A 21,047-nucleotide genomic window follows, 5' to 3' on the forward strand; every position below is an offset into this window, starting at 1 on the left:
ATATTTAAGGCTCTGTCATAGGCTGTGACAGAGCCTTTTTATTGGATAAATGATGCATACCTTGAATGCTGTAAAACAATTATCTGTAATAAATCTGGCTATAATACATCTGGCTGTAATAAAATAAATACTTATAGTAATCTGTCTACTTTTTTCATAAGGATTAATTTATCTCCGACCTTTAAGTTCTCATCTTCCAGATCATTAAGTTCTTTGATTCTATCCACAGTGGTATAATAATTTTTTGCAATATTCCACAGACTATCCTGGGCTTTTACCACATAACCCACAATACTTGGCATACTCTGTATTTTTTCATAATCCAGTTCATAGGCATCAATATCCGTAATGATAGGTTCTGTCAGGGTGTCAAATACCACCGTATTTAATCCGATTCCAGCTTTTAATTCGATTTCTTCACTGTCAAGCATCATGACACTAAGCTGCTCTAAAGCCGGTTTAACCCGGTAAATACTGGAGGGTTTTATGCCTTTGGCCTCAATTGTCTGGTTAAACGGAATAATACCTTTTACAGAATTAAAGGGTTTACTGTCATCTGCACAGATGTAGAGAATCTGCACTTCCAAAACACCGTTTACTTCCAATCCGTTTTCTACCGGTTCGATATCATCTACCTTAATTTCGCCGGCAGCGTGGCAAACCTGCAGAATTTCCGGCTGGTTTCCTGTTATTTTAACTCTGTCATTTACTCGTACTTTGCTGTTATTCTTTACTAAGAGGTTTTCGTAGTGGGCATCTTTTAATACGGGAACCAGGTCTTTTGCCGGAGAATATACATCGTTAAGCAGTTCCAGCTCTTCTTCCTCATACATCTTGATACCCATTTCAAGTACCACTTCCACATCGATGATTCTCTCTTCCCCGTCTGCATCCGGTACTACCTCAAGACTTTTACTAGCTATGGAAAAATCAATATTATCAATCATGTCCTCTGTACAGCCGCTGCAATCCACCATAGTACTAAAGGGGAGTTCCGTCTCAAAATATTCTACTGGATTATCATCGTTTTCACTTGCATAAAGGATAAATACAAGAATTTCACCTTTGACACTGAATTTATCATCCATCAGCCTTACTTCGGGGTTGCGCAGTTCCAGTTCACTATACAGGATTTCTGAAATATTTCCTTTATTGGAAGGCAGATGTATCTGATCTTTTATACGGTAGGTATCTTTTTTATCCACTGCAATATCTGTAACCGTTATGTTCTTATTAATAAACTGGATGTCATCGTCGCCTTCAATGGAAACTGCCGTTGCCTCATCATATAATTCTTCCACTAAAACCGTAAGTCTTACTATTGCTTTTACACTGATTTTCCTGGAATTTATAAGTCCCGGAGTCATATCCTCAAGTTCCCAGTTTATTATAGCTTCATCACCGGCACAAGCATCATCTAAATGTATGGTTTCATCAAAGGGCACTTCACCTGACATATTATGTACCGGCCGGATATTCTCATCACTTAAATACAGCATATTAAAGCAGAGAACACCCTTTACCATCAATTTTCCATTTAACATTTTTACATCATTAATTTTAATAGCGCCCTGTTCTTTAATAATTTTATAGATGTCCGGTTTCACATCGGGAACATTAAAATCATCATCTAAGGTAAGCTGAAGGCTGCTTTGACATTTTAATTTATTCATGTGAACATTTTTCTTAATCAGCTCCACAAAAAATCCCTCCTTGTCTTATATCATATCATATTCAGGAGGGTCGCTATTTATGAATAAAGAATAATAAGTTGTAAAGAAAGAGTCTGGCTTGCCAGACTCTAACGCTGACGCGCTGTCGCGACAGTGATATCTTCCTTGAGCGCGTCATGTACATCCTGCCTGGAGGGCTTTTAATTTATAGGTAAGTTCGAAGAACTCCAATAAATTAAAAAAGGCTTTCATTTATTGAAACATAAATGAAAGCCTGTCTTTCTCTTAAGTTTATATTAAATTAGCAAAGCATCATCTGTACGTCTTTTGTTAACACATCTGCATAACTAAAAGAGATGGTTTTCACCGCATCACTACCGCCGTCATCAATCTCGATGAGAAAAATACTGGGATAAGTCTGAGTAATAATGCCTTCTGTTATATCCATTTTATTTCTGCCTCTATTCGCCTTAATCTTTACCCTACTTCCTACGTGACTTATTATTTCTCTGCGAACCTTGCTGACATCTGCCTGTTTCATCATCATAATAGCCTCCTTAAAGGTAGTACAACTTTATATTAGGATTATTGGATATCAAACTTTCCAACTCTCTGGACATAAGTTTCGAAAATACAGCTATTGCTACTATAGCATGTAATTTCCAGCCTGTCAATGAATAATCAGACAACTTGCGTTTTTTTGATGACTTGTATAGAAAAAAGAAACCAAACAAAATTGTAATTATTTGCAAACTATAGTAATGATTTTAAAAACCCTAAGCCTCTTTCCAAATTTTATAGTATTTATGCATATATTTACATATTTAAACCATGAAATTATGGATAAGTTTCACATATTTTATATTTTTGAAGATTATATTTATTTTTTTGATCGTTTTATACAATTCTGGAACAAGAAGTCAAAAAAACAGTCTGAACCTTGCTTACCCACCGTTTCAGACTGTTATTACTGCTTCTTATTCACTTTATTTAAATACTACACTTTTGTCTATGAATTCTGTCTTTACCACAACATAAGGATATGTAACCGCATTAACAACTTTTTCTGTCTCGGAAGGGCCGATGAGATTCGTATCAATATAGACGGCATTGGAAGTCAGAAACAAATCATCCACGGAAATACTGTAACCTCCAGTGGGCTGCTCTCCATATCCTACTACAATATACAAATTATCGGCATTGGAATACGATAATTTAAAAGGTTCTTTTTTCTTCTCGTTAATTATCTGCATCAGCTGTTCCGGAACATCTGCATCTTCGACTACGGTAAATTCCAAATCTTTGATTTTCTTAACATCGGTATTTTCTGACTTACATGCGGTAAGTAGTAAACCACTTCCTATTACTCCCAGCAAAAGTAATATAATTCTAAGCCTTCGCATCTTAACCTCCATAGAATTTCCTTATTTTATTCTATGTTGGAAGTCCCAATTTATGCAAGAAGTCCTTATAATCTGCTATTTTTTATCCAGTTCGGAAAAACTTAGATTAACATCCTCACCGTCATTCCTGATTTCCACCGTATAGGTTTTTGTCTGATACCCAGATAATATCAACGTCACATAATGGGTTCCGGTAACTTTCGGAAAGCTAACTGGAACAGTCCCCTTAAACTGACCATCAAAGTAGGCACTGGCACCCTCTGGGTCTTGAATGTATATATTCTGATCAGCCTTGACTTCATTATAATTCGTATCTTTGGTGTCCTTCGTATTGGAGTCAGTCGCTGAAGTATTGTTATCCACGGGGTTGTTATTATTGTTGTTGTTATTATTGTTATTATTATCACTGCTGTTATTATTACTGTTGTTATTACCATTACTATTATTATTACTATAATTATTATTGCTATTGTTACTATTGCTATTGTCATTACTGTTATTCTCGTTACTTCCCGTATCATCTCCGGTATTCCGGGAATCAGAAAGATCTATGGTAACCGTTTTCGTGGGACCGTCAACCTCCAGGGTGCCATTATAATCCACATACCCGCCAAGAGCTGCTTTCACCGTATATTTCCCATAAACCAGTTCCAGGTCCTTATTATAATCCGTTAGTTCATCATTAATATAAAGGTCCGCACCCTCCGGAGTAATATGAAATTCCACCTTGCCTTTTTCCACCGGAGGCAGTTTAAATTCTCCCATATTAAGAACGTTCTCTAAAAATGGTTCTACCTTAAGTTCCTTACTGCCCTTAAGGCTGCCCTTTTCCATTGTTATTTTATAAGTGCCTTCCTGTGCGGTAATAGACATATCCTCTTCTATGGGAAGAATCTCCTTGTTCCCGATGTATACTGTACCACCTACAAAGTCGGCATAATCTTCAAACCGGATGGTTCCATGACCTTTTATCACCTGTATGGACCATACTTTCCTGTCCACTCCTTTTACCACAAGTTCATCTTTTTCATCCAGGTCTTTTATGGTAAGAAGCTTTCCTTCTTTTTCTACCACCAGCTCTGGGGGGAGCTTATATTTGGAATCTATAATTCCAAAACTGCCTTGTGCCTCATCAAGACTCCACTTGGTAACCCCTTTATATTCCCAGGCCCGGTTTGATATCTGAAGCTTTGAAAGAACAGCAGTATTCCTGTCGTAATAGGCATCCACCATCTCCCCAATGGCTAACTGGGACGCTGCAATCACCTTGTCATACTTATCTATAATATTGGAGGCTCCGGTATAGTTAACAATAATATCTTGTCCCTTAACCGTATCTAACAGGGTCATGGTTGAGGCACCTGCATCGATTTCTTTCAGCACTGCCAGTACCGGAACCCCCGTATCTTCTTCCTTGCTATTATCCATATTCTGAGGCGTTTTGCCGGAATAGGTGGTTTTTGTGGGACTGCCAGCCACAACAGATAAAACCGTTGCCACTAAAATAACAAAAAAAGCGCCAAATAACAGGAAGGGAAACCAACCCTTTTTATTTTTCTTATGTTCTTTGTTCTTCATTATCGTATCGTCCAATGTTTGACCTCGCTTTAAGGAAATCTTATCTTAAGTAATTTTATTATAGTCTATAATGTATTCATAGGCAACCGAATCCTTTTGCTCTTAACTTAAAGTTGTTACCAGGCAATCCAGAAATTGCTTTTTCCGCTCCATCTGTTCCTGTATTCCAATAAGTTTTTGTATATTTCTCTGGGGTACCCAGGACTTCTTGCCATTATAATAAAAGTTTGTAATCTTCCAAAACTTTTCCGGATACAAAAGTAAAACATACAAAAGCTTTAGTTCGTCCTTATCTACTGACAGAATGCGGGTATAATTGTCTAAGATCATACTGCCGATATCAAGATCCCAGTCATTTTTCTCCATGACCTTACGAATGAACTGGTAAAGATCTGTAATTTGTATACCGATACAGGCTTTATCAAAATTAGTGGTTGCCATATTAGCTTTAATACTGCCCCGAAGTCCTGCCGCAGATAAGGATTCTTCATTGCTGTAATTTTTCCAGTTAGGAAGACTTGCCTGACCGGATTTTAGCATTATGACATTATGGTAAGTATAATTGCCGTGGCAGATATACTTATGTTCCACCGCTTCCTTCATAAGCTGCTCATAATTAGAATCACCAAGTATTCTGGTGGCTTCCTGGGATTGTTCATAAAATTCATCATAACAGTTTAGATAGCACAATTCAAATTCATTTTTCTTTCTTTTTTCCCGTATGTAACTTCTGACCCGCTTAAGTTCACGGTTTCTTTTATCAAAGACCTCCATTAAGTCCACATAAGAATTATAAATAAGCTGTTCCTGCGTCAAAGGAACTTCCCGCAGCAGGGTATGCAGTATTGCCAGATTAACGGCGGCATCCGCAACATCTGCCTCATCCCTTAAATTACATTCCTCTCCCGGGAACCAGTTCTTAAGAACATATTTATTACCTGCACTGTCTTCGGTTATAATCTCACCTGAATTGTTCTTAACATATAAATCTACATAAGGGTAATTCTGAACCGTCAAATATTCCAGCACGGTATTCTCGAAATCCATGCGGCTTTTTGAACTCTCTAAGCTTTTCAATAGCTTGAGTCCCTTATCTGTCTCTACTATAAATGCCCCCCTGATTCTGTATGTATTGTAGATTTTTATATTATATTGTCTAAATAGCTCTAAATTTCTATCCTCCATAGGAAAGCCTCCTGACCCAAACTATTGCACCGCTACATAGGGGTGTCTCCTTTAATCCTATGATAAATCATTCCAATTCATGACAGGTATAGCAGGGATTTTTTGATAAAATCGGAGGTTTTTTTGTATGCTTATGGAGGAATTCTTCTTTATAATAAGGTGGTAATTCCCTTGGAGGTCAGGGCACCACGAACAATGGTTTCCTGGATCAATCACAGGATATATCCTGACAGAAACCGTTTAATCCGTAATATATTCTTTCGCCAGTTCCAGCAAAGCCTCTTTATTATTTAAAGAGGGATCTTCTAAGACCTGCATAAGAAGGCGGTCTAAAATCTCACCCATGGATTTTCCTGGCTTTAGACCTATAAGGATTAAATCTTTTCCATTTACCTCAAGATTCTTTAGATTTACACATTCATTCTTAGCCTTGATTTCCTGATACAGACGCTTTGCTTCCTTGATATTCATAAGCTTTTCTGCCCAGGTCGCCGGACTTTGAGCCAGGCTGTCGGCTATCTTTACTTCAAAGAGCAGGTCCATAATATCAGTACCTGCTTTATTGATCCCGCGCCGCATACCCTGGGGGGTTAAGGTGAACCGGTAATCATGCCACCTGATTAAACGGGTGACAAGTTCTATGGTTTCATTATCAAATTTAAGCCTTCTTAATATTGTCTTAGAAACTTCAGCCCCCTTTTCCGGATGCCCGTAAAAGTGATCCTCTCCCTGATCGGTGGTCTTACTGCCTGGCTTTCCTACGTCATGTAAAAGCATAGTCCACCGCAGAACCAGTATCTCTTTTGGAGTTAAGTCATTCTCTGTCTTCAGGATTTCTAAATCCGGAAGTACCTCTTTTGTATCCATATCCTTTAACCGGCTGCTAAAATCCCTTCCCACCTGCTCTACCGCTTTTATGGCATGAATTCCAACACTATAGATATGGTGTGGATTCCTTTGTTCTGTTTCCATCATAGCATCAAACTCCGGCAGCACAATCTTGGTTATTCCGGCCTTATATGCCTCTACTAACTTATCCGGATTAGGGGACAGAATAAGCTTATTTAATTCCACACGGATACGTTCTGCGCTGATTGCTTCTAAATTCTTAACTTTCTCCTTAACTGCCTTTAAGGTTTCTTCTTCAATATCAAAACCCAGCTGAGCAGAAAAACGGATTGCCCGCAAAATCCGAAGAGCATCTTCTTCGAACCGTTCCACAGCACTTCCGACGCAGCGTATAATCCCTTTTTGAAGGTCACTTAATCCTCCAAAAACATCCACCAACCCTTTCTCTCTGTTATAAGCCATAGCGTTGATGGTAAAATCCCGCCTTTTTAGGTCCTCCACCAAATCCGCTGTAAACGCAACACTTTTCGGCCGCCTGTTGTCTTCATATTCTCCGTCAATACGGTAAGTCGTCACTTCATAGCCTTCTTTTTCTAACATAACCGTTACCGTACCATGTATAATACCTGTATCTATGGTACGGCGGAAAATCTTTTTTACTTCCTGAGGGTTAGCAGAAGTGGTAATATCCCAGTCCTCCGGCTCCCTGCCAAGGATACTGTCTCTGATACAACCGCCTACGGCATAGGCTTCATATCCATGTTCAATCAGCTCATTTATAATATAATCCACTTTCTCGGGTAATACTATCTTCATATAAATCCTTCCTTGGAAACTATAAATTTTACAGATTCATCTTGATGTTTAAAATTTGTTTTGTCTGTATTTCGTTTTTTTATATTATATCCGAAGTTTTGTGGTATAACAATGATTTTTCTAAATCCTGTTTTTAAGTACAGCTTTTAACTAGGAACCGCCGTAATAACAAGGAGAGCCTTCTCGTTTGTTTATCTTATTCTATTGGTAAATAAAAGTCAGGAAATCATTTACCCTCATAGTAAATGATTTCCTGACTTTATTCAATGCTTTTCCTCTATTTGGGTATAATGACTTACGAACTAGTTCTTCGATTGCATAAGTCCATAAACCCCTTAATCCTCAACGGCTGCTTTCTTCGTATTGATGGCTTTTATCACTGCCGGATCAAATTTTGCCTCTCTGGAATACGTATATAATCCGTTTACCTCCTGCTCTACATCGTAAAGCTGGGTATAACAGAATGCAAACATGTTCGGGTGTTCCAACAGGGCTGTGGTCAATTCCTCGTACCGCTTTATGAATTCTTCTTCTGTTTTGGGAGCTTCCCCGTAACCCCAGCCGCCTTCTTTTTGGGAAGCCGGATCCCACTTGATCCCACCGTATTCGCTTACGAACACCGGAAGACCTTTGGTATAGGTCTGTCTGCTGCTTAAGTCATCCCTAAAATCACCACCGGTTTTAAACGCTTCATAATATTCCTTAAACTTCAGAGGATCCTGGGTATAATTATGCAGATCAAAGATATCTGTAATTACATGATAATTACCGCTGGTATCTATGCAGGGTCTGGTGGTATCAAACTGCTTGGTAGCAAGGTACACAAGTCTTAAGATATCGTCAAGCTGTTTTCTTCCCCCACAGTCCCAGGTTTCATTAAAAGGACACCAGCCGATAATGGCAGGGTGGTTAAAATCACGTTCCAATGCTTCCATCCATTCCGGTAAAAATCCATAAATTCCGGCAGGTTCTGAAATATCAAGCCCCCAGTTGCCCTGTTCTCCCCAGACCAGATAACCCATTTTGTCACAGTGGTATAAAAATCTTGCTTCAAATATCTTCTGATGCAGACGGGCACCGTTAAAGCCCATATCCTGAGATAACTGTATATCCCTTATTAAAGCTTCCTCCGTAGGCGCGGTGTAGATGCCGTCAGGGTAAAAGCCCTGATCCAGTACCAGACGCTGGAATACGGACTTACCGTTTAAATAAAACTTCATATTATCAAGTCTTACTTCTCTGAGTCCAAAATAACTCTTAACTTTATCCTCTCCGAAGGTAAGTTCCAAATCATATAAGTTACCTCGTCCTACTTCCCATAGATGGATTTCACTAAGTTTAAGGATTGCCTGAATATTACCGTTTTCCGATTTTACAGAAACCTCACCGCACTTTTTACCTTCAAAAGCTGCTGATACCTTAAATGTTCCACTGCCGGTAACCGTACCGGTAATTAGTACCTGACCTTCCGATATATTCGGATAATATTTCACATTCTTAATATAAGCCTTCGGCACGAATTCCACCCATACCGTCTGCCATATTCCGGTTGTCCTGGTATAATCACAGCCGGAGGAATAAAAACTGCCGCACTGCTTGCCTCTTGGCTGATTACCGGATCTGGTATCATCTTTGGCATAAACGGTAAGATCATTCTTACCTGTTGTTAAAAATTCCGTAATGTCAAACTGGAAGGAACTATAACCGCCCTTATGGTGTCCTGCCTCTTTTCCATTCACATATACAAAACATTCATAATCTACTGCTCCAAAATGCAGCAGTACTCTTCCCTTTCCCTCTTCCTCTGATACCGTAAGGGTTCTTTTGTACCATACCCCAGGTATAAAATCCTTATAATTTATCCCGCTTAATTCGCTTTCCGGGCAAAAAGGAACGATAATCTTATCCTTTAAGGATTCTCTCTCATAAAATTTGCGGTCAATTCCGCTGTTGCCAAAATCAAATTCAAACTGCCATTCACCATTTAAATTTCTCCAGTTATTACGTTCCATCTGCGGAAACGGATGCTCGGGTCTTGGTATATTCTGCATGATAACACTCCTTACTTTACTTTTTCTTTGTTGTTTCATTTGGTTTTCGTATTCTCATTTGCCTGTTTCATTTTTCTTGTTTACTTTCTTGTATTATACTGCTATATTTTATATAAAAACATAGATTTTATAGGCAAAAAAGTGAGGAATACCAGCATATGGAGCATATCATAAGTTTTTTATACGACGAAAACAGAGTAAATAACCAGTTTAATGTAGAACTAGCAGGAATATCCTATCCAGACCCTCATTATTATGTGGAACGGGAAGATTCAAAGATATACTGTATTGAATATATCATGGAAGGGGAAGGTACTGTCCACATGGATGGAGAAACCATATACCCTATAAAAGGTGATATCTATCTTCTCCCCGGTGGACATCATCACAGATATTATTCCTCACAAACCAACCCCTGGAAAAAGATCTGGATGAATGTCTATGGTCCCTTATGTGACCTTTTAATCCGTGTATATCACTTAGAGGGAGTAATATTGGTCAAAGATCTGGCTCTGCTTGACTTATTCCAGAAATTCCTGACGGTCTGTGAGGAAAAAGATCTTGGGGTTACCGTTACGTTCCAGCGCTGTTCCATTATCTTTCATGAAATCCTTTCCCGGATTGCCATGCACCTGTATGATAAACCCATTGTTAAGAATGCAGCCGCATATAAGATAAAGGAATACATTGACTCTAACATCTATGATAAATTCTCTATAAAAGAACTGGCAGATACGGCCTGTTTATCTCCCTCCCAGTTAAACCGGACATTTAAAAAGGAATTTCTGCAGACCCCATATGAATATATCCTGACCCAGAAAATAGAGACTGCCAAACTGTTACTGACCAACACCAATATTTCCATTAAACAGATTGCATATAAGTTAAGTTTTGCCGATGAACATTATTTTTCCAACTGTTTTAAGGAAAGATGCGGGGTTTCGCCAAAAGTATTTGCAAGCAGAAGGACAGCTCCTAATCAAAAGACGGTGATATAAACGATATACACTACTTTTCTGTCGGTTCGGTTGTTCCTATAGAGAAGATTCCTTCTTCCCGGTCTGCCCCCTGTTCAAAATTAAAGGTAAGAGGAGTTACCGTAATATAGCCTTTCCTAACATAGTCAACGTCCGAACCTGCCTCTAAAACCCCCACTGCTTCCGATACAGGAAAATAATACCACTCCTTATCCGTCACTTCATATTTATGAAACCGAAACGGATATTGGGAATGACCAGATAAAGGGGCATAGGTTATGCCTTTAAACTCATCTGTGGTACAGGAAGGAAAATTCACGTTCCAAATGACTTTGGGGTTCTTGTTGGTTTTGATAAAATGATTCACAATATCTACAGCGGCGTGATAACAAATCTCATCGTCCGCGCCGTCTAAGGAAAATGCCAGGGACGGGATATTATAAAACATGCCTTCAATGGCACCGGAGACGGTACCAGAATAGATTACATCCTGACCAAAGTTAGGTCCGGCGTTGATTCCTGATATAAGCAAATCCGGTTTATCAGACATTAAATCCTCTACTGCCAGCCTTACACAGTCTGCCGGTTTGCCGCTTATACTATAAGCCTTTTTTACGTTAACCGGAAATTCTACTTCTTTTACCACTAAAGGCTCATGAACTGTGATACCATGAGAAACCGCACTTCTTTGCCCGCTTGGCGCAACTACTGTAACCTCACCGATTTCATTTAACAATCCGGCAAGCGTTATAAGCCCTTTTGCAGATATACCATCATCATTGGTTATTAGTATTTTCATTTTTTATACCATTACTGCCACAGATTATGAAGTGAAAGAATCACAATATGATGTGGCACCTTTCTCTATGCAGATTTTCTTTCACTCTTTGCGTTAGGATGACCTTTTTCTTAATGCTAGTATTATATCATTATTTGTTTACCTTTTAATATATTTGACATGATATTTTTTATTCAAATATAGCCAAATAAATGAATATGGTCTTACGTGTTGGGAGAAGAAAAGCTGAGGGTCTCTATTAATTAGAAACCCTCAGCCTTCCCTCGTATTTTCGCATACTCAAATATATACCTATACTTATAGATTCAAGTACTTTATACTCCGGTATTCCTATTCTTAAGAACTCATATACTCTTTGGACGGAATAAATAAATTTAATATGCCTTACCCCAATAAACCATAGCCTTGGCTTTTTTACCACAGCATACACAGGTATCCGTTATCTCCTCCTGTTCAAATGGCATACAGCGGGACGTTGCACCAGTCTTTTCCTTAATGGCATCTTCACAAGCCCTGTCACCACACCACATTGCCTTAACAAATCCAGGTTTATTTTCAATGGCATCTTTAAATTCTTCAAAATTTGCAGCTGTACTGGTATGGGTATCACGGTGAGTTCTGGCTCGTTCAAGCATCTCTTTTTGCATCGTTTCAAGTACTTCAGAAACTGCTGCTTCCAGATTATCAAGGGAAGCTACGATCTTTTCTCTGGTATCACGGCGAACGATAACTGCCTGATTCACTTCAATATCCTTAGGTCCGATTTCAATACGGATTGGAATACCACGCATCTCCTGTTCGCTGAACTTCCAGCCAGGACTCTTATCGGAGTCATCCACCTTAACACGGAACGCTCCCAGTTTTTCTTTCAGTTCGGCTGCTTTTTCTAAAACGCCTTCCTTATGCTGTGCGATTGGTATAATCATAATCTGGGTTGGCGCAATTCTCGGAGGAAGAACTAGACCGCTGTCATCTCCGTGTACCATGATAATCGCTCCGATGATACGTGTGGATAATCCCCAGGAGGTTTGATGAACATATTGCAGTGTATTATCCTTATCTGAGTATTGAATGCCGAAGGCATGAGCAAATCCGTCGCCAAAGTTATGGCTGGTACCGGACTGTAATGCCTTGCCGTCATGCATTAATGCCTCAATCGTGTAAGTTGCATGGGCTCCTGCAAATTTTTCCTTATCTGTTTTTCTTCCCTTAATCATTGGTATTGCAAGTATCTGTTCACAAAAATCAGAGTATAAATTTAACATCTGAATTGTTCTTTCTTCCGCTTCTTCTGCGGTTGCATGAGCCGTATGGCCTTCCTGCCATAAAAATTCCGTAGAGCGCAGGAAAGGTCTTGTGGTTTTTTCCCAACGGACAACCGAACACCATTGATTATATAATTTAGGCAGATCTCTGTAAGACTGCACGATATTTGAATATAAGTCACAGAATAAGGTTTCAGAGGTAGGTCTTACACATAGTCTTTCCTGTAAGGGCTCCAGACCCCCATGGGTTACCCAGGCCACTTCGGGAGCAAACCCCTCCACATGATCCTTTTCTTTTTGTAACAGGCTTTCCGGTATAAACATAGGCATATATACATTTTCCACACCGGTTTCTTTAAATCTTCGATCCAGTTCCTTCTGAACGTTTTCCCAGATTGCATATCCGTTGGGTCTTAATATCATACATCCTTTTACACTGGAGTAATCAATTAATTCTGCTTTCTTAACCACATCCGTATACCACTGTGCATAATCCTCTTCCATGGAGGTAATTGCTTCTACTAATTTCTTTTCCTTAGCCATAACGCTCTCTCCTTTCGATAGTAGAGTACCTTCAAGCCTCATTTCATCTTTTTTAGCTTTGAGTACTCCTTTCCTGATTATATAAATCAAAATGGATTGATGAAGGCAATAAAAAAAGCCCTTCATCCACAAGGGACCGAAAGACCTCGGCGGTACCACCCTAATTAACTGCAAAATGCAGTTCTCTTAACCTCCGTTAACGCCGGTTCTACGCTGTATTTTCATACAGTGCTCCAAGGTAGGTTCTATAAAGTTATCCAAAGAATCTCCCACCAATCAATCCTCTCTCTGGATGGACAACCATTATATACTATTCCTTATCAACGCTTTTATATTGTTGATTTTATGCTACATCCTATATTTTGTCAACTGATTTTTTATTACTGGCTTACTATTTTTTATTACTGGCTTACTATTTTTTATTACTGGCTTACTATTTCTGATTTTTTATTACTGGCTTACTATTCTAACTATAATTGTAACTATGTTTATCACTCCTGCTTCGCTTGAAGATTCAGACGGTGCTTATATTCATTTACAATAGTAGTAATGATAACCAGACCCAAAGGTCCTAATATAAATCCCGGAATGCCAAATATCTTAAGTCCGGTATACATAGACATCAAGGTATATATGGGTTTGATACCAATACGGTTACCCAGTAGTTTTGGTTCTAAAAACTGTCTGATTAACTGGCAGCCTAAATATAGAGTAAAAAGTATCGCCGCCGAATATAAATTGCGGTTGAATAATTCGATAATTCCCCAGGGCACCAGAATAAGACCGCTGCCTAAAATCGGAAACGCATCAAAAATACCAATTCCGATTCCAATAATCAATGCATATTTATTATTAATCAGTAATAGACCCAAAGAACATAAAATTGCAATGAATGTCATCATGATTGCCTGAGTCCTTAAATAAGCAACGCCCATCTCTGATAATTTGCTGGTAACAAGATGAATATCCGGATAAAATACCGAGCTTTTAAAGCTGTTATGATACTGCTCGTCATCTTTAATCAACAGGAGTATGGATACTAAGATTATTAATATGATACCTGCAATCCCAGCGAGTCCTATCATTATATTCAGACTTTGGGATGTTATAATAGGCATTATTTTCGTCTTCACCGTGCTTAACAATCCATCCATGCTGCTGTAAAAATAACTCCTCATAGTACCAAGCTGTATGCCAAAGAATGCATCGCATCCATCGCAGAATCGATCAACATGAGCACCTAATACCGAAAGATAAATAGGCATATTCCGCAAAAGAACCGTCAGCTGCTGTAAAAAGATGCCACACAGATGATATAAACCCCAGCCTACCGCCGACCCTAACAGACTCAAAGAAAGGACGCCGCCGCAGAGCTTTGGCATATGGATTTTACGGTTTAAAAACCGCACTACCGGCAAAAGTATCCAGGCTATAAAATACGCCAGCACAAAGGGGATAAATAGGGGCAAAATGTATTCAAACCCAATATATACACCGATAATTGCGGCAATCATTACATATAATAATTTTACCTTATTATTTATGTTTATCATAGAATCCTCCCTCTTCATTTAATTAATTATCTATTTCTATTATTTAAAAAACAGAGAGTAATTACATATGTAATTACTCTCTGAATCTATTGTCTGTTAAATTATATAATTGTATGTTAGGTGATTGTTTCATGGATTGCAAATCATTGGGTTACCAAAATTATTAGAATGTTCCATGTATAAATTGTAATGTTAATTTTGTGTTTATTTTACCCTGGAATTTAAAACTGTTTTACTAAATAAATCTAAATGTGCAGATCTAATTCCAGAAAAACTAATTCAAACCAATGCATACGAATTCAACCAATTCAATTCAAATTAATTAAAATCACTCCATTTTTAGTAATGCCATCAATCCAGCCTGACCGGTATATAAGGTACTTCCGCCAAAGCAGCCGCCTTAACCTCTAAAAGACCATTAATAACGGTATACTCATCGCCTGATTTGTGCACTGCAATGGTCTTGTCCAGATAATTTGTTACCTTTTTATATTCTTCCACCATATCCTTTAAATCAGCAGCTTCGGCTATTTCAACCGTTTTATTATATAACCGCTTAGGTGATAAGAGTATCCGGTTAATCCCCTGATTTCCGGCCTCATAAACTTTTTCTTTCATAACTGTCTCGAAATTTTTAGCCTCCTGCATGATTATGGAAGCTATCTTTTCCGGTGTATGATAGGTGCTGTCAATAACCAGATTATAATTGGAAAAATCAAAATAATTCAGATTATACATATCTTTATAACGCTTATCCTCCGTGGCTGCTCTGGCGGCAAGCATGTCCCTTGCCTCTTTTAGGGTAGCGTATTTCTCTTCTTTGCCCCGGTTATCGTTCATAACACGCTCTGCCGCCACATTAAGGCTTACCGATAAAAATATTTTAAAAGACTGTTCAACAAAATGCCAGGCCAGACGAGAATCAAATATAATGTTCTTGTCCCTGTTTTCTCTTGAAATTCTGGCGGTTGCATCATCAATCATTGTATCATACTTACGGTCACTGCACATGAGCTGATTCATTTCCAGTGTAGTGATGTTCATTTCCCTGGCTAACTCACGCTGCACTTTTCCGGTAGAATATATCTCAAAACCATATTTATCTTCTAGTATTTTGCAAATAGTTGACTTGCCGCTTCCTAGATTGCCTGTAATAGTAATATGCATAACAGTCCTCCCAAATTATAAACCGACAGGTATCAGCCATGTAGTTCTGATACGGTATCTTTTACATTATTTTAAGTTATAGTGTTTAACATTATACCACCACAAGCAAATAACGTAAAGACTGAAAAACATTCGTTTTCAAGAGACTATCCCACATTAATTTTAAAGGTTTTCAAAATCTTTTTTAGCACGATAAGTTCTGCCGAAAGTGCCTTTATTTCTTCTTTATTATGGGTGACAACAATCAGGTAACTGGTCTGTCATTAGATTAATCTTAGCTTCGTATAATTGTTCTCCGATGGAGGACTTAGGCAGACCAATGACTTCCGCTGCAATTCCTGCCTTCCAGCACAGCCCTAAGCCTACGGTGCTTGCAGATACAAAGTAGGGCATGACTGCCGGAATATAGGTTATATTATAATAAGGCAGGGCAGGTTTTATTTACCATATTTTGAGTATACCGTTTTCACGTTGATCCCATTAATCATACCTAACTTACCAGATAAGGAACTAATTACATTATTGTCGGCATCAATTACTATACTGATTATGCTGACACCCTTTTCTTTATAAGGAATACCCATTCTACCAACAATATACGTTCCATATTCATGGAGGATCTGATTCACATTTTCTACTACCTCCATGTTTTCCACAATAATTCCAATTAAAGCTATTCTGGTATCCATTCTACTCTCCTCTTTTATTTCTCTTATTTCCTGCAAACTTTTTCCCTATCACTTCCAAGTAATCATAAACTTCACCTTACAAGTAACCCTTAGCCGTTCTGCATAAGATAACTTATCCCTAAATACAAAAAAACTCCGAACCATAAGGCACCGGAGGCTGTTACATCATATTCCTTCACCGTCTTACCATCCCGGCTAACCCGAATGCCTTAGAACGATTCATTATCATCCGTTTCTTCATCAGCTATATCTAAGCAAATTCTTAACTACCCCTTAGCTACACCTTTTAAACCAACTTCTATATTCTACCATTAGTACTAGACCAAGTCAAATGAAAAACTTGATAAAACCACTAAATAAGGAAAGCATCCATCATAATTTAGTTCCTATCATGATGGATGCTTTCCCTCGTAAGCTCTAAGCTGATTTTATCAAGCATTCCTAAAGTTATACTTTAAATCGATATCCAACCCCCCATATAGTTTCAATATACTGAGGTTTAGAAGTGTTAAATTCAATCTTTTCACGGATTTTCTTAATGTGGACGGTAACCGTAGCAATATCTCCAATGGATTCCATATCCCAGATTTCCTGGAATAATTCCTCTTTGGTATAAACATGATTCGGATTTTCAGCCAAAAAAGTCAGCAGATCAAATTCCTTGGTGGTAAAACTCTTTTCTTCATTGTTGACATAAACCCTTCTTGCGGTTTTATCTATTTTAATCCCGCGGATTTCAATAATCTCATTATCTTTTGCACCAGACCCGATTAATCTGTCGTAACGGGCCAAATGTGCCTTAACTCTGGCTACTAGTTCGCTAGGGCTGAACGGCTTTGTAATGTAATCATCTGCTCCAAGACCTAATCCTCTGATTTTATCAATATCATCCTTTTTGGCGGAAACCATAAGGATTGGTATATTTTTAACCGCCCGGATTTTTTTGCATATTTCAAAGCCATCTACATTCGGGAGCATCAGATCCAAAATAACCAAATCAAACTCTTCCTCAATGGCCCTTACTTCCCCGCCGTCACCGGTAGTTTCCATCTCAACCTCAAACCCGCTTAACTCCAGATAATCTTTCTCTAATTCTGCAATTGCTATTTCATCTTCTACTATTAATATTCTACTCATGTTATATAACCTCCTTACTTTTTTTCAATGTGAAATATATGGTCGTACCCTTACCTTCTTCACTTTCTGCCCATATGGTACCCATATGGTCTTGTATAATTTTCTTTACAATGGCAAGCCCTAGTCCGGTTCCGCCCTTGGTGGAATTACGGGAGGCATCTGCCCGGTAAAACCTGTCAAAGATAAACGGAAGGTCTTTCTCTGCAATACCCTGTCCGCTGTCTTCAATGGATATCTGTACATACTCTCCGATATCTTTAATCTGTATCTTGATAAGCCCTTTTTTACTTCCGATATATTTAACGGAATTACCGATGATATTATTGATAACCCGCTTTAACTGCTCTGCATCAGCCGATACCTTAAGCCCGTGATCGGTTTGATTCTCGTATATAAATTCAATATTCTTAACCTCCAGATCCAGATTAAGTTCCTCGATACAATCGCTGAAATAATCATGAAGATTAATGTTGGCAAAGGTATAGGGCATCGTATTGCAGTCGATCTTGGAATAAAAGGACAGCTCGTCCACCAGTGCCGACATGTCGTTGGCCTTTGTATATATGGTTTTGATATACTTTGCCTGTTTTTCCTGGGTGTCAGCAACTCCATCCATTATACCTTCTGCATAACCTTTAATTGCTGTAATGGGCGTCTTTAAATCGTGGGATATATTACTGATTAATTCCTTGGTATCTTCTTCATACTTAAGCCTTACTTCAATCAGTTCCTTAAGCCTAATTCTCATTTCTTCAAAGTCAACACAGAGCTGCCCGATTTCATCTTCCGGATCACCTTCGATGGAGTAATCAAGATTTCCCTCCTTCATAGCATCCGTAGCTGCATGAAGGGTATTAAGAGGTCTTAAAATACTTCGGTAGATCCAGATAATTAACACACCTGCCGTCAGCATTACCACAAAAACCAGGGAACAAGCCAGCTGTATGGCAGACGCCTTAATCTGCGGAACTAAAGTATCCACATCTGTTACTACAAATATGCTTCCCTCGGTTCCATCGGTAAAATGGAAGTCCTGTTGTTTTAATAAAAACGGATTTTTACCGTCTACATAAAAGCCTCCCTCCATATCCGTCTTATATTCACCATACCTTGGAAAGTAACTTTTATTATTATCCAGTTTTTCCTCGTCTCCGCTGTATATAAAATTGTCGCCTTTTCGCAGGACAATATAAGAATACTTACCCTTTAATTCATTATTCAAATAATTAATATATTTTTCATCCTCAAACTTTTCAGGAGAATGGACGGCAGTTATTACAATTTCATTATAGACTCCTCTGGTAAGCCGGCTTAATATCTGAAGAGGGTTGGATATCAGCTTTATGGTATCGGATTTAACATCATAGGTCTGCTCTATGGAGTTAGCCTGATACCTTGCTATGGTTCCGACTGCTATGGTAATTAAAAAAATGGGAAGTGCTGTTATGATTAAAAAGGCTGTAAGCAGCCTGCTTTTCAGTTTCAAATTCTTCACCTGCTTTAATTTATATTGTTACAACTATATGTTTTAGTCTCATTATATCATAAGAGGGTCATAATTACACATAAACTAACCATGTCTTTTATAAATATTTTATTAAAAGGAGCTTTTTATCATCGTTTCAACCAGGGACTAGAATTTTTGGAAGAAAATACGATAAAGCTTATGAACAACGAGTCTGGCTTGCCAGACTCTGGCGCTGACATCTTGTCACACTAATGACATCCTCCTCTTAAAGCGAATGGGCATCCTGCACACGGAGTGCTTTTAATTTAACATACTAGGATAGTTCAGCGCTCTTTATAAATTAAAAAAGCCGGTGCCACAGAACAGAAATCAATCCCGGGACATCGGCTATACCTTATATATTAGCTATTGTTATATCTACTTATAACAATTTATATAACTTTTCTTATCTCATTCTATAACAGCTTCAACCATAAACTGCCTCATTAAAATTCATAACCAGTATTCTTCTCAAAAAATCTTTTTAAGAATCTTTTCAAGAATCTTTTCAAAATCTTCTCTAAAATCTTTCAAAATCTTTTCTAAAATCTTCGCAAGAATTTTTTCCAGAACTTTTTTTCTATAAATATTTCTTTAAATCCTCAACCTTATCTAGTCTTTCCCAAGGCAGGTTTAATTCATTGCGTCCGAAATGACCATAAGCTGCGGTTTTCTTATAAATTGGTCTGCGTAAATCAAGCATTTTAATGATTCCGGCCGGACGAAGATCAAAATTGTCACGGATAATCTGAATCAGTTTGTTATTATCCAGTTTGCCGGTATGAAACGTATCAACCATAATAGAGGTAGGCTGTGCAACACCGATTGCATAGGATACCTGGATTTCACATTTATCAGCAAGACCTGCTGCTACAATATTCTTGGCAACATAACGTGCTGCATAAGAAGCAGAACGGTCAACTTTAGTACAGTCTTTTCCAGAGAAAGCGCCGCCGCCGTGACGTGCATAGCCACCGTAAGTATCTACGATGATTTTACGGCCAGTTAAACCACTGTCGCCGTTAGGACCGCCGATCACAAAGCGTCCGGTAGGATTAATAAAGAACTTGGTGTTCTCATCTACTAAATCTTTTGGTAATATAACATCAAATACATACTTTTTAATATCTTTATGAATCTGCTCCTGAGTCACTTGTGCATCATGCTGAGTGGAAAGAACTACTGCATTTAAATGAACCGGTTTACCTTCTTCATTGTACTCAACAGTAACCTGTGACTTACCATCCGGACGAAGATAGTTTAATGTTCCGTCTTTTCTGACTTTGGTTAATTGTTTTGTTAACTGGTGGGCAAGATAAATGGGATACGGCAGGTATTCTTCCGTTTCATTGGAAGCAAAACCAAACATCATACCCTGATCTCCGGCACCGATTGCTTCTAGTTCGTTGTCCGTCATGGTATTTTCCCTGGCTTCTAAAGCTTTGTTAACACCCATGGCAATATCAGCGGACTGTTCATCAAGTGCAACAATAACACCGCAGGTATTGGCATCAAAACCATAATCAGATCTGTCATAACCGATCTCACGGATGGTATCACGTACAATTTTTTGAATATCAACATAACCGCTTGTGGTGATTTCCCCCATTACCAGCACTAAACCGGTAGTAATTGCGGTTTCACAAGCTACCCTGCTCATAGGGTCCTGTTCTAATAACGCATCGAGAACTGCATCTGAAACCTGATCACAGATTTTATCCGGATGTCCTTCTGTAACAGATTCCGAGGTAAATAATAATTTATTCATGTTCCTGCTCCAATCTGCGTGTATTCACGCTTAAAATAAGATGAAGGCTTTTAATCTGACAGGTTTTTATAGTTCTATCAATAAAAA

16 protein-coding genes and 1 other annotated feature are annotated in these 21,047 nt (G+C 38.4%); of the genes, 1 reads left to right on the forward strand and 15 read right to left on the reverse strand.

The genetic code is table 11. From position 1 onward, the window contains the following. Nucleotides 1-131 precede the first annotated feature (131 nt). From QA584_RS27890 to QA584_RS27920, 7 genes are all read right to left on the reverse strand, one after another. Complete coding sequence (locus tag QA584_RS27890) at nt 132-1,700, reverse strand: DUF3794 and LysM peptidoglycan-binding domain-containing protein (RefSeq protein WP_278272366.1); 1,569 nt, start codon at nt 1,698-1,700, stop codon at nt 132-134. 274 nt (nt 1,701-1,974) lie between these two features. Then, nucleotides 1,975-2,220 (reverse strand): Veg family protein, encoded by a 246-nt coding sequence (locus QA584_RS27895; protein ID WP_278272367.1) that lies wholly within the window; start codon nt 2,218-2,220, stop codon nt 1,975-1,977. A gap of 439 nt (nt 2,221-2,659) precedes the next feature. Next, nucleotides 2,660-3,076 carry a protease complex subunit PrcB family protein gene (locus tag QA584_RS27900; protein ID WP_278272368.1) on the reverse strand — a complete coding sequence of 139 codons (417 nt, stop codon included), beginning with the start codon at nt 3,074-3,076 and terminating at the stop codon, nt 2,660-2,662. A 75-nt stretch (nt 3,077-3,151) separates the two neighbouring features. Then, on the reverse strand, nt 3,152-4,654 hold the full coding sequence (locus tag QA584_RS27905; RefSeq protein ID WP_278272369.1) for a PEGA domain-containing protein: 1,503 nt from the start codon (nt 4,652-4,654) through the stop codon (nt 3,152-3,154). 102 nt (nt 4,655-4,756) lie between these two features. Then, complete coding sequence (locus tag QA584_RS27910) at nt 4,757-5,839, reverse strand: hypothetical protein (protein ID WP_278272370.1); 1,083 nt, start codon at nt 5,837-5,839, stop codon at nt 4,757-4,759. A gap of 240 nt (nt 5,840-6,079) precedes the next feature. Further along, entirely contained in the window at nt 6,080-7,504 is a 1,425-nt protein-coding gene (locus tag QA584_RS27915; RefSeq protein ID WP_278272371.1) for a CCA tRNA nucleotidyltransferase, read from the reverse strand. Between the two features lie 335 nt (nt 7,505-7,839). Next, nucleotides 7,840-9,555: a glycoside hydrolase family 2 protein gene (locus QA584_RS27920; RefSeq protein WP_278272372.1), complete on the reverse strand. Its 1,716-nt coding sequence runs from the start codon at nt 9,553-9,555 to the stop codon at nt 7,840-7,842. A 158-nt stretch (nt 9,556-9,713) separates the two neighbouring features. Between QA584_RS27920 and QA584_RS27925 the strand changes: the two genes are divergently transcribed. Beyond that, nucleotides 9,714-10,553 (forward strand): helix-turn-helix transcriptional regulator, encoded by an 840-nt coding sequence (locus QA584_RS27925; protein WP_278272373.1) that lies wholly within the window; start codon nt 9,714-9,716, stop codon nt 10,551-10,553. 10 nt (nt 10,554-10,563) lie between these two features. Here the strand turns inward: QA584_RS27925 and surE are convergent, their stop codons facing one another. From surE to metK, 8 genes are all read right to left on the reverse strand, one after another. Next, nucleotides 10,564-11,331, reverse strand: a complete 768-nt coding sequence (surE, locus tag QA584_RS27930) for a 5'/3'-nucleotidase SurE (protein ID WP_278272374.1) — start codon at nt 11,329-11,331, stop codon at nt 10,564-10,566. Between the two features lie 374 nt (nt 11,332-11,705). Continuing rightward, nucleotides 11,706-13,139: a proline--tRNA ligase gene (gene proS / locus QA584_RS27935; RefSeq protein ID WP_278272375.1), complete on the reverse strand. Its 1,434-nt coding sequence runs from the start codon at nt 13,137-13,139 to the stop codon at nt 11,706-11,708. Nucleotides 13,140-13,267: 128 nt separating this feature from the next. Beyond that, nucleotides 13,268-13,472 (reverse strand) — a binding site (T-box leader). A gap of 158 nt (nt 13,473-13,630) precedes the next feature. After that, the gene (locus tag QA584_RS27940) at nt 13,631-14,692 is read right to left on the reverse strand and encodes an AI-2E family transporter (RefSeq protein ID WP_278272376.1); all 1,062 of its coding nucleotides are present in this window, start codon (nt 14,690-14,692) and stop codon (nt 13,631-13,633) included. A gap of 351 nt (nt 14,693-15,043) precedes the next feature. Then, complete coding sequence (locus QA584_RS27945) at nt 15,044-15,859, reverse strand: cytidylate kinase family protein (RefSeq protein WP_278272377.1); 816 nt, start codon at nt 15,857-15,859, stop codon at nt 15,044-15,046. A 437-nt stretch (nt 15,860-16,296) separates the two neighbouring features. Next, entirely contained in the window at nt 16,297-16,548 is a 252-nt protein-coding gene (locus QA584_RS27955) for a TM1266 family iron-only hydrogenase system putative regulator (protein ID WP_278272378.1), read from the reverse strand. Between the two features lie 447 nt (nt 16,549-16,995). Then, the gene (locus QA584_RS27960; protein WP_278272379.1) at nt 16,996-17,685 is read right to left on the reverse strand and encodes a response regulator transcription factor; all 690 of its coding nucleotides are present in this window, start codon (nt 17,683-17,685) and stop codon (nt 16,996-16,998) included. Nucleotide 17,686: 1 nt separating this feature from the next. Further along, nucleotides 17,687-19,171: a sensor histidine kinase gene (locus tag QA584_RS27965; RefSeq protein ID WP_278272380.1), complete on the reverse strand. Its 1,485-nt coding sequence runs from the start codon at nt 19,169-19,171 to the stop codon at nt 17,687-17,689. Nucleotides 19,172-19,772: 601 nt separating this feature from the next. Beyond that, entirely contained in the window at nt 19,773-20,960 is a 1,188-nt protein-coding gene (gene metK / locus QA584_RS27970; RefSeq protein WP_278272381.1) for a methionine adenosyltransferase, read from the reverse strand. Nucleotides 20,961-21,047: the final 87 nt, after the last annotated feature.

The sequence above is a fragment of the Anaerocolumna sp. AGMB13025 genome (genome assembly GCF_029689925.1).
In the GTDB taxonomy this organism is placed as follows: Bacteria; Bacillota; Clostridia; order Lachnospirales; family Lachnospiraceae; genus Anaerocolumna.